The sequence below is a fragment of the Thalassotalea euphylliae genome (assembly GCF_003390335.1).
GTDB lineage: Bacteria > Pseudomonadota > Gammaproteobacteria > Enterobacterales > Alteromonadaceae > Thalassotalea_F > Thalassotalea_F euphylliae_B.
Genome location: NZ_QUOU01000001.1, coordinates 1,519,464 through 1,535,542 on the forward strand (window position 1 = coordinate 1,519,464; position 16,079 = coordinate 1,535,542).

The 16,079-nt window shown below is 44.2% G+C and carries 10 protein-coding genes; 2 read left to right on the plus strand and 8 right to left on the minus strand.

Annotated features, from left to right (window positions below):
* Positions 1–27: 27 nt before the first annotated feature.
* On the plus strand, positions 28–1,206 hold the full coding sequence (locus tag DXX93_RS06760) for an efflux RND transporter periplasmic adaptor subunit (RefSeq protein ID WP_258872608.1): 1,179 nt from the start codon (positions 28–30) through the stop codon (positions 1,204–1,206).
* A gap of 9 nt (positions 1,207–1,215) precedes the next feature.
* Positions 1,216–4,320 (plus strand): efflux RND transporter permease subunit, encoded by a 3,105-nt coding sequence (locus DXX93_RS06765; RefSeq protein WP_116007431.1) that lies wholly within the window; start codon positions 1,216–1,218, stop codon positions 4,318–4,320.
* A 104-nt stretch (positions 4,321–4,424) separates the two neighbouring features.
* Here the strand turns inward: DXX93_RS06765 and prsT are convergent, their stop codons facing one another.
* The 8 genes from prsT to miaB form a co-directional block, all read right to left on the minus strand.
* Positions 4,425–7,223, minus strand: coding sequence for an XrtA/PEP-CTERM system TPR-repeat protein PrsT (gene prsT, locus DXX93_RS06770; RefSeq protein WP_116007432.1), 2,799 nt, complete (start codon positions 7,221–7,223; stop codon positions 4,425–4,427).
* Positions 7,224–7,309: 86 nt separating this feature from the next.
* Complete coding sequence (gene xdp1 / locus DXX93_RS06775) at positions 7,310–8,167, minus strand: exosortase-dependent surface protein XDP1 (protein WP_147302650.1); 858 nt, start codon at positions 8,165–8,167, stop codon at positions 7,310–7,312.
* Positions 8,168–8,483: 316 nt separating this feature from the next.
* Entirely contained in the window at positions 8,484–10,154 is a 1,671-nt protein-coding gene (locus DXX93_RS06780) for an amidohydrolase (protein ID WP_116007434.1), read from the minus strand.
* Between the two features lie 159 nt (positions 10,155–10,313).
* Positions 10,314–11,882, minus strand: a complete 1,569-nt coding sequence (gene lnt / locus DXX93_RS06785; RefSeq protein ID WP_116007435.1) for an apolipoprotein N-acyltransferase — start codon at positions 11,880–11,882, stop codon at positions 10,314–10,316.
* A gap of 33 nt (positions 11,883–11,915) precedes the next feature.
* The gene (locus DXX93_RS06790; protein ID WP_116007436.1) at positions 11,916–12,794 is read right to left on the minus strand and encodes an HlyC/CorC family transporter; all 879 of its coding nucleotides are present in this window, start codon (positions 12,792–12,794) and stop codon (positions 11,916–11,918) included.
* A 16-nt stretch (positions 12,795–12,810) separates the two neighbouring features.
* Positions 12,811–13,293, minus strand: coding sequence for an rRNA maturation RNase YbeY (gene ybeY / locus DXX93_RS06795; RefSeq protein WP_116007437.1), 483 nt, complete (start codon positions 13,291–13,293; stop codon positions 12,811–12,813).
* Positions 13,277–14,410 (minus strand): PhoH family protein, encoded by a 1,134-nt coding sequence (locus DXX93_RS06800; RefSeq protein WP_116007438.1) that lies wholly within the window; start codon positions 14,408–14,410, stop codon positions 13,277–13,279. Before DXX93_RS06800 ends, ybeY begins: the two co-directional genes overlap by 17 nt.
* A 142-nt stretch (positions 14,411–14,552) precedes the next feature.
* Positions 14,553–16,007 (minus strand): tRNA (N6-isopentenyl adenosine(37)-C2)-methylthiotransferase MiaB, encoded by a 1,455-nt coding sequence (gene miaB / locus DXX93_RS06805; protein ID WP_116007439.1) that lies wholly within the window; start codon positions 16,005–16,007, stop codon positions 14,553–14,555.
* Positions 16,008–16,079 lie beyond the last annotated feature (72 nt).

The window sequence follows — 16,079 nt, forward strand, 5'->3', positions numbered from 1 at the left end:
TTCAAGAGAACACACGGAGTTGAATAAATGTTGCAGCAAAGCCATCCACGGATAATAAAAATCATCAAACAAGGGGTAGTATTCACCTTGTTAAGTTCAATCCTTGCTTGTAGCCAAGAAAGCGCGCCTGCAACAGCTGCTCCCAAGCCTGCGGTCACGGTTTATCGAATAGCAGCCGAGCCTGTTGGTTTCGTTCGCGATTTTGTTGCGCGAACGCAAGCTTCCCAGCAGGCAAGTATCGTTACCCGAGTGGAGGGCGAGTTAGTTGCAAAGCACTTTGTTGAGGGGAGCAACGTTGAAAAAGATCAGCTGTTATTCGAGCTTGATGATTCTTCTTATCAAGCCTCATTAGCGCAAGCGCAAGCGGAACTTGAGAGTAAACAATCGGCGGCAGAGCGAGCCAAGCGCAATTTAGCACGCGGCGAAGAAGTCGCTCCGCAAGGCTTTATTTCACAGTCTGATCTCGACAAATTAATTGCTGAAGACCTGCAAGCGAAGGCCGCCGTTAGCTCTGCACAAGCAGCGTTAGAGAAAGCAGAGCTCAATTTAAGCTACACCAAAATTCACGCGCCGTTTAGCGGCCAAATTGGCAAGGTGCTGCAAGATATTGGCAATATTGTTGGGCCAAACGCAGGCGAATTAGCGAACTTACAAGCAACAAACCCGGTTTATGTGAATTTTCAAATTGACGAGAGTGAGTACATTACCTATTTGCAATCACGTGCTGATGGCAGCGATGCACAGCGCACAGATTACACTTTGTCGTTAAAGTTGCCAAACAACACGATATATCAAGGCCAAGGTGAACTAGTGTTTGCCGATACCAAAATTGAAGCGGGCATGGGGACGGTAGAGCTGCGCGCCCAGTTTAACAACCCTCAAGGGCTCATCGTTCCCGGTTTGTACGTCACACTCTTGATTGAAGGGACGGCGAAACAAGCGTTACCTTTGGTACCACAAATTGCGGTGCAGCTCGGTCAGCAAGGTGAGTCAGTACTGGTTGTCGATACCAACAATAAAGTTGTTCAGCGCCAATTATCGTTAGGGCGTCAAGTCAATGCGATGCGGGTGGTTGAATCAGGGCTAGTAGCAGGAGATCGGGTGATAATCGAAGGCTTGCAAAAAGTGCGTGCTGGTAGCGAAGTGAGCGCGGTAGAGAAAGACGTTGACCCTACCACTGGGGTTATTGCTGATATTGCCAAGTAGGAGGGCGTTATGATCAGTAATACTTTTATTCATCGCCCTAAATTTGCGATTGTCATAGCCATTGTTATTTCTCTTGCGGGCCTTATTGCGATGCAGTTATTGCCTGTAAACATGTATCCTCAAATTACCCCGCAGCAAGTAGAAATCAGCGCCGTGTACCCGGGAGCTAGCGCACAGGTCGTTGAAGAAGCGGTTATTCGGCCCATTGAAGAACAAATCAATGGTGTTGAGAACATGATGTATATTGAATCGACCGCTTCCAACAATGGTACAGCCGTCATCAATGTGTTTTTTAAAGTGGGAACTGATGGCGATATTGCTCAAGTTAACGTGCAAAATCGGGTCGCGCTAGCTGAAAGTTCACTGCCGCAAGAAGTTACACGCCAAGGGGTAAGCGTTAAGAAAAAGTCGTCGAATATGCTCATGGCGATAAATCTATATGCTGAAAATGACACGATTGATCAGCTATTTCTGAGTAACTACGCAACCAACCAACTCACGGAACCGCTTGGCCGTATTCCCGGTGTCGCCGCGGCAACTGTGATGGGCGAGATGACTTATAGTATGCGCGCTTGGCTCAAGCCAGATCGCATGGCATCGTTAGGCATTACGGTAAGTGAAGTCAAACAAGCGCTGCAAGAGCAAAATGTGATTGTTGCGGCGGGTAAGTTTGGTGCCAGCCCTGTGGCACAAAATCAGCAATTCGAATATGCCATTCAAGCGCAAGGTCGCTTGAAAACTGCACAAGAATTCGAAAATACTATTATACGCGCGCAGGGCAATGGCAACTTCATTCGCTTGTCAGATATTGCGCGTATTGAGTTAGGTGCTGAAAACTATGCGATTGAAGCCCGCTTGAACGGCCAACCAACGGCTTTTTTGGTGATTTATCAATTACCCGATGCAAACGCCACGCAAGTTGCCGCGTCGGTTAAAAACGAGATGAGCAAGCTCGCCGAGCGGTTTCCAGATGGTTTGGCTTACGCGATTCCTTACGATACCACCAAATTTATTACACGCTCAATTGCTGAGGTGGTCGTGACGCTTTATCAAGCGGTTGGTTTAGTGATCTTGGTTGTCTTCCTGTTTTTGCAAAATTGGCGAGCAACCTTAATTCCTTCTGTTGCGATCCCCGTGTCATTAATCGGCACCTTTGCCTTTATGATGTTGATGGGGTACTCCATCAATACTATTACCTTATTTGGGCTAGTGCTCGCTATTGGTATTGTGGTCGACGATGCTATTGTCGTGATTGAAAACGTTGAGCGATTGCTAAAGGAAGAGAAACTGCCGATAAAAGAAGCGGTTGCGAAGGCGATGTCGCAAGTTTCTGGACCAATTGTGGCGACGACTCTCGTGTTGCTGGCCGTTTTTGTACCTGTGGCCTTTATGCCTGGCATTACCGGTGAGCTGTACAAACAATTTTCAGTCACTATTTCATTTGCGGTACTTATTTCGTCATTAAATGCACTTACGTTAAGCCCAGCGCTGTGTACATTACTGCTAAATGAAAAGCAAATGAAGCCAATTTCGTGGTTGCAACCTATTGAAAGAGGAATAAATAAACTGACCGGCAGTTATAGCAATGGCGTACAGTTTATTTTGAAACGCGGTGCTAGGGTAGGCTTGCTTGTACTCGTTGGCTTTGCTGCGACAGGCTGGCTAACCAGTGCAGTGCCGACCGCATTTGTACCGGGTGAAGACCAAGGTTACGTATTTGTTGATATTCAGCTGCCTGATGCCGCATCGGCCAATCGCACTGAGGCTGTGATCGAAAAAATTACGCCAATACTGCAAGCTGACCCGGCGGTGACTGATGTGATCACGGTTGCCGGTTCATCAATGCTTGGTGGTGCGGGTGCTAACCAAGGCATGGCGATAGTGATGCTCAAAGATTGGGAAGAGCGCACAACACCTGAACTTGGCTTGCGGCAAGTGATCGGGCGCTTAATGGGGCAACTTTGGGCAATACCAGATGCGCAAATTATGATGTTTAACCCGCCACCCATTCCGGGCTTAGGTAATAGCGCTGGCTTTGAGTTTAAACTGCAAGACAGTCAAGGCGGCAGCCCGGCAGAGCTTGCACAAGTGATGAATGGGCTCATTTTCCAAGCCAATGCTCGACCAGAATTAAATCGGGTGTTTAGTACCTACCGTGCGAGTGTGCCGCAATATCAGCTTGACATTGATCGCAATAAAGCCAAAGCGCAAGGCGTTGCATTGTCAGATATTTTTACGACTTTACAAGCACAGCTCGGCTCGTTGTACATCAATGATTTTAGTCAGTTTGGTCGTACGTATCGGGTGACTATTCAAGCCGAAAGTGATTACCGTGCTAAACCGGAAGATTTACATTACTTCTATGTTCGCAATAAAGATGGCGAAATGGTGCCGCTGACGACACTAGCCAAGCTAACACCCACGCTAGGGCCGACTAGCATTAATCACTTTAATCTTTATCGAAGTGCTTCTATTACCGGGCAAGCATCAGTCGGCTATTCTTCTGGGCAAGCCATTGCGGTGATGGAGGAGTTGGCAAGCCAGCTTCCGGATGGTTATGTATTTGAATGGGCAGGGCAGTCGAAACAGGAACTGGAAGCGGGTAACCTTGCGCCCATTTTGTTCGGCTTAGCGATTGTCTTTGTCTATTTGTTTTTAGTCGCGCAGTACGAAAGCTGGACAATCCCATTTTCCGTTATTGCTGCGGTACCCATTGCCATTTTTGGGGCAATGCTGACACTCTATACGGTTGGCATGGCGAACAATATTTATGCGCAGGTTGGCCTTATTTTACTGATTGGCCTATCCACTAAAACGGCGATATTAATTGTTGAATTTGCGATGGAACTGCATGCAAATGGCGCAAGTGTGATAGACGCCGCATTACAGGCAGCCAAGTTGAGATTTAGAGCCGTGCTGATGACCGCGTTATCATTCGTGCTCGGAGTGCTGCCGCTGGTGTTTGCCTCAGGTGCTGGCGCAGGTAGCCGTATATCACTGGGTCTTACCGTATTAGCCGGAATGGTTGCGGCGACTATTTTGGGCACCTTACTTGTGCCCTTCTTTTACAGTGTGATTCAGCAAATGCGCAATAAAACCGAAAACCACTCGTAGTGTTAACAAAAAAGCGGCAATAGGTATTGCCGCTTGTTCGTTTTTATTAAGGTATTGATAACCAACATTAAGTCGTCGATAAATTTATGGCTTTGAGCTTTTGTTTAGTTGTTTTGCTCGCCTACTGCCAAAACACGTAGTAAATCTTTCGCATCACTCTTACCTTTAAAATCTAACGTGCTATTGAGGGCTTTTTCTAGTGCTATTTTGGCTTCAACATCTCGCTCTAGTTTATGCAAGGTATAACCGATGTGATAAGAAATTGCCGGATCCTCAGAATTCAATGCGTTAGCATTCCTTAGCTTTTTCAATGCCTTATCGTATTCTCCTTGTTTTACCATTATCCAAGCTAAGGTGTCGATTATTGCCGCTGAATCTGGCGCAATAACTAGGGCACGTTCAGCAAATTGCTTGGCTTTAGCTAAATCCAAATCCATATAAATGAGCGCTAGGTTATTGAGAATATTAGGGCTATTGGTAAGGCCTGTTGCTAGCAGTTGCTCATAGTGGTGCTTGGCTTTACGGTATTCTTTATTTATCAGGTAAAAGTCAGCTAACAAATTACGCGTCATGGCTAACGCATTTGGCTGCTGGCAAATAGCTTCTAAGGTGCTGCTAAAGGTTTTTTTACCTATGCCATCAACGGCTAGTAAATAGAGCTGCACCGTTGCTTCCCTAAAATTATTATCAAGTGATAATGCGCGTAAAAACGCTTGTTGTGCTTTTTGCGGCTTTTGCTGTTTTAACCAAAAATTACCAAATAGTAATTGCACATTAGCGTTGTTGGGAAATTGGCGATCAAGCTCAACGATCAGTTGTTTAGCTTGATTTGGTGACATGGTTTGAATAGCAAACTTAGCTTGTGTCAGCAGTAGCAACAAGTTATCTGGCTGCTGCGTTAATGCTTGCGCTAAGGTAGTTGCTGCCGCATCTAAGTTATTTACTTTTTCATATAATAAACTGAGTTGATAATACTCGTCGGCGTTTCTGGCAAGGCCAAGTAATATGCCAATCGTTTTTTCTGCCTCTTGAAATTGCGCTAACTCAATTAAAATATTCGCTTTATACAACAAATATTTAGGCTCTAAAAATGTTAAATCGGTTAACTTGTTTGCGGTTTCAAGTGCTGAGATAAAGTTTTTTTGCTGATACTGAATAGACAGTAGAGTGTCTAACGCTCGTTGATTTGAACTATTGTTACTCAATATCTGTTCAATGTAAGCAATTGCTTCATCAGGCTGTTGGGTATCGCGTAATAACTTGGCATGCAGCAAACGTAGATCATCACGCTCCTTGTTGTTACTTAATAGCTGAGTAGTTACTGATAAACCTTGAGTGAAGTCTCCTGAACGCGCGTAAGCATTGGCTAGATTATAACTGGCACTAAAAAACTGCGGCGCTTGCTTAACGATTTGCTGAAATTGTTTAATGGCCGCTTGCCATTGTTGCTCTCGCAAATAAATAACGCCTTTTAAGTTTAAAAAGCTAATATTGTCAGGTGCAATTGTCAGTAACTGATCCGCAATTTTATGGGCTAGCGGATATTCGCCCATTTCAATATAAATCAAACTTCGATTGAGTTCATAGCTGGCATTATATTGTTCCGGAGCATTGTGGTTCAGTAGCTCAATGGCCTCATCAAACCTTTTGTTAAAAGCTAAATAACTGGCTTTAGCACTAATGACTCGCCGATTGTTAGGGTATGTTTTCTCGAGGTTTTCTAAAATATTTTTAGCTTTATAGATGTTGTTATTTTGCTGATATATTTCAAATAGTTTTAATGATAACAAGAGATCTTTGGCAATTACTGGCTCATTTCTTTCGAGTAGAGTTTGTACCTTATCCGTTTGCCCTTGTTGCAGATAAATTGCCGTTAGCATGTTTAAGCCAGACAAATCATCTGGGTTGCTATTAACAAAGAAGATTAGTTCTTTTTGGGCGAGTTCTAGATTGCCTTGCATAAAAGCGGCAGTACCTGAGACGTAGGCTAGAGAAGATTGGCTGTTCTTTTGCGCATCAGTTAAAAGTGAAAGTTTAGCGCTAATATCATTTAATAGTTGCTGTGCCTGCTCAAGTTGATTGGTATTGGTTAATAGCTGGCTTTTTAATAAACGTGCATAAGGGTCGTTGGGGGTGGCAGTGATAATATCTTCAACAATTTTCAACGCTTTTTCATACTGCTTTTCATCCGTATACATATGAGCCAAAGCACGTAAAATTATCGGGTCATTTGAATCGAGCTGGTAAGCTTTTTCGAGTGCGTTTAATGCCTCTTTTTGCAGCCCTTGCGCTTTATAAAATTCCGCATATAAATTCCATACTTTACTGTTATCCGCAGCTAAGGTTAACAGTTGAGTGATTTCTTCCTTAGCCTGTTTAAATTGCCGATTAGCAATATAAAAATTAGTTAAAGAACTGAGCACATTAATATTATTGGGCGCTAGCTGCTTAGCGGTAATAAGTGCGTCATGAGCTGGTTGATACTGATTAAGGGCAGAGTAAGCAATGCTCTTTAAGGGCAGAGTCTTAATGCTATTTTGCTGAGAAAGACTCAATTTATTAAGCAGGTCGATCATTTCTTGATGCCGACCTAATAACAACATAGAGCGTGCTTGCTCAAAGATAAATTGGTTAGCGTCTGCGCCCATTAACGCGGCTTCTTCAAATTCTTGAAGGCCATCACGATATAACCCTTTAGACAGCATCACTTTACCCATTAGTATTTTTGCGGGTAAGCTGTCCTGCTCCGCATGTAGGGCATTTTTTAAGTGAACATAGGCGGCATCAACATCATTGTTTTGATAGGCGGATAGTGCGTTTTCATAATCTTGATTCGCATAAACATTGATTGATATTGAGCTCAATAACAGCGCTAAATAAAGGGAGGGCAAACGGTTAACCATATAATACGTCCAATAAATGGTTTAATAAAAATGTCACAAAAAAAGATGGCCTGAGCCATCTTTCAAAAATACTTCAACCACAGGAATTATTTCAAGGAAAATTTTCTTGAAGCCAAGCCTGCTAATGCCATTAACATTAAAACGAAAGTGGCAGGTTCTGGTATTGAGTTTGGTGGCGACGTTGTTTTAGTGGTGAATGATAAGCTCGCAAGTTTAAAACCATCGTTGCCTTCATGGCTATTAGCACCAGAGCCAAAAATTGAATTAAAGGCACTAATTATCCAATAGCGAGAATGTACATTGGTATTAATATCAGAATAATAGCCAGAGTTCTTTTGGATTTCTGCATAGCCATGGCCAACCGAGTTGCTTGATTTTATGTGGTCGAACGTTGAATGATCAACATGGTTATTTTTTAATGCAGCATAAGAGATCTCGTTCATATTAACAGCTTCATGCTCATTCACTTCATGCTTCTTGTCGTTATTGTCTAACACTTTGTTATTTATCCAAGAAAATGTTGCTCCGGTTAGTAGCACTTCTTTATCAAATTCAATCATAAAAAAGTCATAATCTCGAAAGCCACAATTTCCTAAGTTATCAGCAGAGTGGCCGTAGCTGCCACAATAATCTGGTTTGGAGCCAGCCTCATCTCTATTGGTTAAGGCCCAGCCACCTTTATCATCTTCCTCAAGAAATTTTGCTCGTTTAATAATATGATCTGCGCGGTTGACGTTACCACTAGTATCAGACCAACCAGAAACCGTTGCAGTTGTACCGTAAGAGGTCACCGTAAACGCATTGTGGTCATTTGATGTCCATTTAAATTGATGGCCAGAATCGTTGTGGTTTTTTGAACTGATTACTAGTTGGGTTGCTGAGGCAAACGTCGTTGCTGCCATCAAAATACCTGAAAGAATCCATTTACTTGTTTTTATATACATACTGAACTCCATATCCAGAGAGCTGTTTTTACGCTGAAGTTGAAAAACACTATTATTTAAACTGGTTAACTACTGACTATTGTAAATTAATGCAATTAATATGCAAATTATAAAAAAACAATGCTATACAATGAGTTACATTCCTAAGTGGATTTTTTCGTTAGTCAGTTGTAAAGCGATTTGACACTTGTCAGTTACATTATAATCTAGCTGTCTATTGTGACTAAACTTAGCTTGAAACAGAGCAGTTTACCATGCAAATTTGATGCATTCGTTGCGATAATCATACAAACATCCGCGTTCAATCACTATGCGATTACTGGTGATAAACTTTACGCCCGGCAATCCAAGTTTCCAGCACTTTGTTTTGCCAAATACTCTTAGGGGCTTGGTTGAAGAGATCTTCTTTAATCAAAACAAAGTCTGCTTGTTTGCCCGGCGTTAAACTGCCCAGCAGCGCTTCTTGGTGGCCTGCATAAGCTGCGTCTAGCGTAAAACTTTTAAGCGCTTCTACTGTGGTCAGTGCTTCCTTTGAAATCCAGCCGCCAAGTGGCTGATTGTTTCTGTCTTGGCGAGTGATAGAAGCGTGCAAACCGAAAAATGGGTTGGTAGGTTCAACTGGAAAGTCTGAACCGTTGGCAATGCGCGCACCAGCGTTTAATAGACTGCGCCATGCGTAAGCGCCTTTTAATCGCTCCTTGCCAATTCTGTCTTCTGCCATGTTTTTATCACTAGTGGCGTGAGTCGCTTGAATTGAGGCAATCACATTCATTTGTGCAAACTTGGGAATGTCTTCTGGGCGCAATACTTGGGCATGTTCGATACGGTGGCGCATGGCTTGACTGCCCGATTGTTTGATTAACTTAGCATAGTGATCAAACGTTAAGGTATTTGCGTGATCGCCTATTGCGTGAGTATTGACTTGAAAGCCTTTTGCCATTGCCGTGTTAATGTAATTGGCTAGGTCTTTATTGTCGTGTAGCAATATGCCTTTGGTGCCTGGTTGATCAGAATAATCTTCATGTAAGGCCGCGCCGCGACTGCCTAGGGCGCCATCAGATTGTATCTTTACGCTGTTAAATTGAAAGAAATGATCATCTGATGCGTATTGGCCTTGTGCAAGCTTCTGCTGCCACCCTTCACTTGGCAAATACAGCATGGCATTTATGCGAATTGGCATTTGTTTGTCGTTTGCAAGCTCTTGATATAGTTCAAGGTGATCAGCGGTAACCCCAGCATCGTGAACACTGGTTAAGCCTACTTGGGCAAGCGCCTTCATTGCTTTTACGAGTACGCGTTTTTGCTCTGCTTTGGATAATGGCGGAATCTTATCGGTGATCAAATTCATCGCATAATCAATAAATACACCGGTTGGGTTACCTTGATTATCTTTGATGATTTCACCGCCAACAGGTGCTTTCGTGTCTTTAGTAATACCTGCTAACGCCATGGCTTTAGTGTTCGCCCAACCCGCATGACCATCAATGCGCTGCAAAAACACGGGCGTGTTAGGGAATAATTTATCGAGTGAGGCGGCGGTTGGAAATTTATCACTTGGCCACTGCACCTGATTCCAGCCTCGGCCTTGTATCCAGCGTTGGTCTGGATTGTTATCACGATAGGCTTTAACACGTGAAACTGCCTCTTGCTCACTGGCTGAGTTGACGAGATCGACCCGCATTAGGCTCAGGCCGTAATTAAGCACATGGCCGTGTGCGTCAATTAAACCCGGTAGCATACTATTACCTTGACCATCGATAACCTTAACTGAGTTATCGAGACTGTTCGGTTTTACCGCATAAATATGGTCAATTTTGTCGTCTGTAAACTGAATGGCAGAGAACTGGGTCAGCTTACCATCGTTAATGGTATAGCCTTTGACATTATGGATAAGAGTCGTGGCGGCTTGGGCTGCTCCACTACAAATTGCTAATGCCATCATCAAAGATGACAGAGCCGATAGGCGCTCTAGTAAAGGTAAGTTCATAGTGACTCACTTATTATTATTCCTTTTAGCGCTCAATCATATGATCAAATAGCGATAAAGCAAAGAATGGAAGCAAAGGGAAAAGCAAAAAATGAAAGTGGTGCCAGTTGCAGAATACCTGCTAAGTGATATCTACTATGTAATACCTGTGCTAATTAGCTAGATTTTCTTGTTTTTATTGATAGCGAAGACAAGCAAAAAGATAACAAAAGCAAGAATAAAAGTAGGATAGCGCTGATATTGGCTAAATGGTGTGTAACCTTGTACGAGTGGCACATCCGCTTTAAGTACTTGCTCTTCAAACTGAGGAATTCGAGCGATAAACTGCCCTTGATGATCAACCGTTGCAGTGACGCCGGTATTGGTTGAGCGCACTAGCGGGCGACCAAATTCCAATGCCCGCATTTGCGCGATTTCCATATGCTGGTGTGGTCCATGAGAGGTACCAAACCAAGCGTCGTTACTAACGGTAAGCAACATATCGGTATTAGTTTTAAAGTTAGCGTGAAGCTGCTCAGGAAAAGCAATTTCAAAGCAAATTAACGGTGTGATGGAAATACCATTTGCCATTAAATTGGGTTGTACATAATCACCACGGGTAAAGGATGACATCGGCAAGTTAAAAAATGGCGCTATCGGGCGCAACCACTCTTGAAATGGCACAAACTCGCCAATTGGCAGTAAGTGGTGCTTATAAAATCGGTTAGCATTGGGGTAGAAGTAACTGCCATTAGTATCGCTCGCATTTTCTTTGCCCAAGACAATTAAGCTATTGAAATACTGTTTGCTTTCAAAGTTGTAATTGATAATACCCGTAACAATTGCGGTGTCATTGAGCGCCGCAGCACTGTTGGCCATATCTAAAAACTCACCAGCTAAAGGCTCGACTTTGGGAATAGCAGATTCTGGCCAAACAATAAGATCAGCGTCATAATTCGCGCGGGTCAAATCTAAGTATTTGAGCATACTTGGCCATTCTTGCTCAGGCGCCCATTTCAATTCTTGTGCGATATTTCCTTGTACTAGCGCTACAGACTTAGTTTCGCCTGTTGGTATCACAAACGTATATTGTTGGCTTGCAATAACACCTAAAACGCAAGTTGTTAGCAGAGTGAGTGCTACCTTGGTTTGCTGTTTAAAGCACACGTGCAGGGCGCTTACCACCATAACAAGCATTACCAAGCTGATACCGACTTCGCCAATAATGGGGGCAAGGCTTGCCAGCGGCGAATTTAGCTGACTGTAGCCGATGGAGAGCCAAGGAAAGCCCGTAAGTACCCAGCCTCGCAGCCACTCGGTGAGTATCCAAATACTCGGAAATAACAGCAAGTTCAGCTGTCGATTGGTTGAGCACCTAGCACTGAGGTAGCCAGCAAACGCAGGAAATAAGGCTAAGTAAGCGCATAGCAGCGCCATTAAGCCCAATGAGGCGATAAGTGGCAGCCCACCAAACTGATCAATACTGACATGCACCCAGCTAATGCCTGCACCAAACCAACCAAGACCGAAAAAGTAGCTGCGCTGCGCCGCTTGTTTAGGGGATTGGCGATAAAGTAATGCGCCCCAACAACTCAGTGCGATAAAGCTTACCCACCAGTGGTTGTATGGGGCATAAGCAAACACCATGGCTAGACCTGAGCCAAAGCTCAGCCAATTCTGCCAAATAGCGCAGGCTTGTTTTAGGCGAGCGGTGGTGCCTTTGAAGCCTTTTATCGTTTGAGTGAGCATTAATGCGTGTGTCAGTGGGTGAGCTGCTAAAGATTAGTCGGTAACTTTACCGTTAACTTCATGGTCTTTCGGCACTGTCACTTGCAACACTTGGATACGGCGGCTGTCGGCAGACATCACTTTAAATGCCCAATCGCCAATCGCCACTTCTTCACCTTTTTGCGGCATATGACCACATTGTTGCAGCACGATACCGCCGATGGTGTCGGAATCTGCTTCGTCAAATTCGCAATTAAAGTATTCGTCAAAGTCTTCCAAGTCAGTGAGAGCCTTAACTTGATAGACATTGCCAGCGAGGTGTTTAATTTCTTCTTCTAGCTCGTCATCAGTTTCATCTTCGATTTCCCCAACGATAAGTTCAAGGATATCTTCAATGGTAACCAAGCCAGAAACACCGCCGTATTCGTCAACCACTATCGCCATATGGTAGCGCTTGGCACGAAACTCTTTGAGTAATGATTCAACTTTCTTGCTCTCTGGAATGATCATCGCTGGGCGAATCAAATCGCTAAGCGTAAAGTTGTCGCCATCTTCTCTGAACGCATGCGCGAGCAGGTCTTTCGCCAGCAAAATACCTTCAACATGGTCGATATCGTCATTAACAACGGGAAAGCGAGAGTGCGCCGACTCAAGAATAATGGGTAAGAAATCAGCGAGTGGCTGATTAATATCTAGTGAGGTAATTTGAGAACGTGGGATCATGATCTCACGAACACGCATTTCGGAAACTTCCAGAACCCCCTCAATCATTTGTTTGGTTTCTGGTTTGATTAACTCGCGATCTTCTGCGTCATTTATTACATCAACGAGTTCTTCTTTATTTTGCGGCTCTCCAGTAAATGCTTGAACGATTTTGTCGAGAAATGATTTACTTGCAGAGCCGTTGCTAGAGTGGGGGTTGTCTTCGCTCATGGAGCTGTGTCGTTTCCTATGTTATTTCGTACGGGTTATTAAACCCAAGATTTTTTAAAATGTCTATTTCCAAGGCTTCCATTTCCTCAGCCTCGTCATCACTTATATGATCAAAGCCAAGTAAATGCAAGCATCCGTGAATGGTCATGTGTGCCCAATGCGCTGCACTGGTTTTATTCTGCTCCTTTGCTTCTTTTTCAACGACTTGCGCACAAATCACAAGATCGCCCAATAAATCCATTTCAATGCCTTCGGGCACTTCAAACGGAAAAGAAAGCACATTGGTTGGTTTGTCTTTATCGCGATAAGTGTGATTCAGTGACTGGCTTTCAGCGATATCAACCAAGCGTATCGTGACTTCAAAAGGCTTGTTGTATTGAAGCAGTGCCGCATCTGCCCAGCGCTGAAAATCTTCATCACTGGGTAGCAGTGCACTGTCAATCAGTCCTTGAGTGACATCCGCTTCAACAGCGCGTTGAATATCAAGCGTTATCGTCATGTGTTGCTTTTTTCTCTTGTGAAGAGCTTTCAGTCGTGTTTTCTTGCGTCGCTGGTGGCATCGCAACAGGAGCTTGCTCAGCCTGCTTTTGTGTACTTTCTTGCGCTTTGCGTTCCGCTTTTAATTTTGCCACTTTTGACTCATGCGCATCGTACGCTTCGACAATACGAGCGACGACAGGGTGGCGCACAACATCTTTTGATTGGAAGAAGTTAAAGCTAATCCCTGGAATGTTTTGCAGTACTTCAATGGCATGACGTAAGCCTGATTTTTGCCCACGTGGTAAATCCACTTGGGTAATATCACCTGTGATCACCGCACGTGAATTAAAGCCAATACGGGTCAGGAACATTTTCATTTGCTCGACCGTGGTATTTTGGCTTTCATCGAGAATAATAAAGGCATCGTTCAGGGTACGGCCACGCATATAGGCGAGTGGCGCAATTTCAATCACATTGCGTTCAATGAGTTTTTCCACTTTTTCAAAACCAAGCATTTCAAACAAGGCGTCGTAAAGAGGGCGTAGGTAAGGGTCCACTTTTTGTGATAAATCACCCGGTAAGAAGCCTAATTTCTCACCCGCTTCAACCGCAGGGCGAGTCAGCAAAATACGGCGAATCTCTTGGCGCTCTAGGGCGTCGACCGCGCAAGCTACTGCTAGATACGTTTTCCCCGTGCCCGCAGGGCCAATACCAAAGCTGATATCGTGAGTAATCACATTCTGGACATAGGCAGACTGGTTAAGGTTACGAGGCTTAACAATACCGCGCTTGGTTTTGATGGTGACCATTTTTTCGTAATCAACATCTACCTTGCTTGGCGCTTGCTCTAGTACGTTGGCGTTAAGAATACCTAAATGGACCATTTCCGCAGTAATGGTTTTCATTTTGCCTTTCACGGTTTCCGTTTCAACGTACAGTTCTTTGAGTAAGTCAGCAACGGCCTCGGTATTTGACGGGTTGCCAATAATTTTAAACTCGTTGCCACGATAGCGAATTTCAACACCCAGACGGCGTTCAATGGTCTTTAGATTATCGTCAAGGGGACCACAAAGGTTTGCCTGACGAGCGTTGTCGACAGGCTCTAAAGTTAGCAAGGTGCTGTTATCTGTGCTCAAGAAATATTCCGTTTTTATTTGCGTGTGTTATCGCGTAATGGTTTTCGTGTTAAAGCTTACGGTAAATAGTGGCATAAAAGTACTAACGATTTTATGCCGCTAAGCTTTTATGCCGCAAATATACTTTTAACTCACTCACTCACTATGGCGCAAATGTACCAACACCTAATTCGTCGGTGCCATTTGTACTCGCCGCAGCATTTGCTTCGTGGTGGCTGTTGGCTAGAATGTCAGACGGCGAATGGGCAATACGCAAGCCCATGTCTTTTTCTTCACGCACTAGCTTACCGCGTAGCGAGTTAGCGTAAACGTCGGTAATTTCAACGTCTACGAACTGACCAATTACATGGTGTGGTGCTTCAAAGTTGACGATGCGGTTGTTTTCTGTACGACCGCGAAGTTCCATTGGGTTCTTCTTCGAAGGGCCTTCCACTAAAATGCGCTGCTCTGTGCCTAACATTTGGCGCGCTATGCGCAGTGCTTGCTGGCTAATGCGATCCTGTAAAATCTGCAAACGCTGCTTTTTGGTTTCCTCGCTGATATCGTCAGGTAAGTCCGCCGCTGGTGTACCTGGGCGAGCGCTGTAGATAAAGCTGAAACTTAAATCAAAGTCGATATCTTTGATCAGGTTCATGGTTTGTTCGAAATCAAAGTCAGTTTCGCCAGGGAAGCCAACGATAAAATCAGACGACATGCAAATATCAGGGCGCGCTTTACGCAGTTTGCGAATTTGCGACTTGTATTCAAGTGCCGTATGGCCGCGCTTCATTTGCGTTAAAATGCGGTCACAACCACTTTGTACTGGCAAGTGTAGGTGACTAACTAGCTCAGGTACGTCTTTGTAGACTTCAATAATATCGTCAGTAAATTCAACTGGGTGCGAAGTGGTGTAGCGAATGCGGTCAATGCCGTCAATCGTTGCGACTAAACGCAATAGCTCAGAGAAGCGACAGATTGTACCGTCATGGGTTTCACCGCGATAAGCGTTGACGTTTTGGCCTAAAAGGTTAACTTCACGAACACCTTGTTCCGCTAATTGGGCAATTTCGTATAGCACATCGTCTAATGGGCGGCTAACCTCTTCACCACGGGTGTAAGGTACAACACAGAAGGTACAGTACTTACTACAACCTTCCATAATCGAAACGAATGCGCTGGCGCCTTCAGCTTTAGGCTCTGGTAGGCGATCAAACTTTTCAATTTCAGGGAAACTAACATCAACAACGGGCGCTTTCTCACCAGTGACTTGTTGGATCATTTCTGGCAAACGGTGCAAGGTTTGTGGGCCAAAGACCATATCTACGTATGGTGCGCGTTCGCGAATGGCGTCACCTTCTTGTGAGGCAACACAGCCGCCAACACCGATGATAAGATCTGGGTTATCGTTTTTCAGCATCTTCCAGCGGCCTAGCTGGTGGAATACTTTTTCTTGTGCTTTTTCACGAATCGAGCAGGTATTGAGTAAGATGACATCGGCGTCTTCTGCTTCTTCGGCCAATGAGAAACCGTGTGTTGAATCTAATAGATCTGCCATTTTCTGCGAGTCATACTCGTTCATTTGACAGCCCCAGGTTTTAATATATAACTTTTTACTCATAACTACGTGCCCATGTAAAAATTGATTCCAGTTTTTGCTGGAGAATTTAAGGTCGCGTATTTTACTCTTTAT

What these genes read in the sequence shown, in the direction of transcription:
- DXX93_RS06760 (WP_258872608.1), top strand. Translation starts at nt 28, where the DNA reads ATGTTGCAGCAAAGCCATCCACGGATAATAAAAATCATCAAACAAGGG.
- DXX93_RS06765 (WP_116007431.1), top strand. Translation starts at nt 1,216, where the DNA reads ATGATCAGTAATACTTTTATTCATCGCCCTAAATTTGCGATTGTCATA.
- prsT (WP_116007432.1), bottom strand. Translation starts at nt 7,223, where the DNA reads ATGGTTAACCGTTTGCCCTCCCTTTATTTAGCGCTGTTATTGAGCTCA.
- xdp1 (WP_147302650.1), bottom strand. Translation starts at nt 8,167, where the DNA reads ATGTATATAAAAACAAGTAAATGGATTCTTTCAGGTATTTTGATGGCA.
- DXX93_RS06780 (WP_116007434.1), bottom strand. Translation starts at nt 10,154, where the DNA reads ATGAACTTACCTTTACTAGAGCGCCTATCGGCTCTGTCATCTTTGATG.
- lnt (WP_116007435.1), bottom strand. Translation starts at nt 11,882, where the DNA reads ATGCTCACTCAAACGATAAAAGGCTTCAAAGGCACCACCGCTCGCCTA.
- DXX93_RS06790 (WP_116007436.1), bottom strand. Translation starts at nt 12,794, where the DNA reads ATGAGCGAAGACAACCCCCACTCTAGCAACGGCTCTGCAAGTAAATCA.
- ybeY (WP_116007437.1), bottom strand. Translation starts at nt 13,293, where the DNA reads ATGACGATAACGCTTGATATTCAACGCGCTGTTGAAGCGGATGTCACT.
- miaB (WP_116007439.1), bottom strand. Translation starts at nt 16,007, where the DNA reads ATGAGTAAAAAGTTATATATTAAAACCTGGGGCTGTCAAATGAACGAG.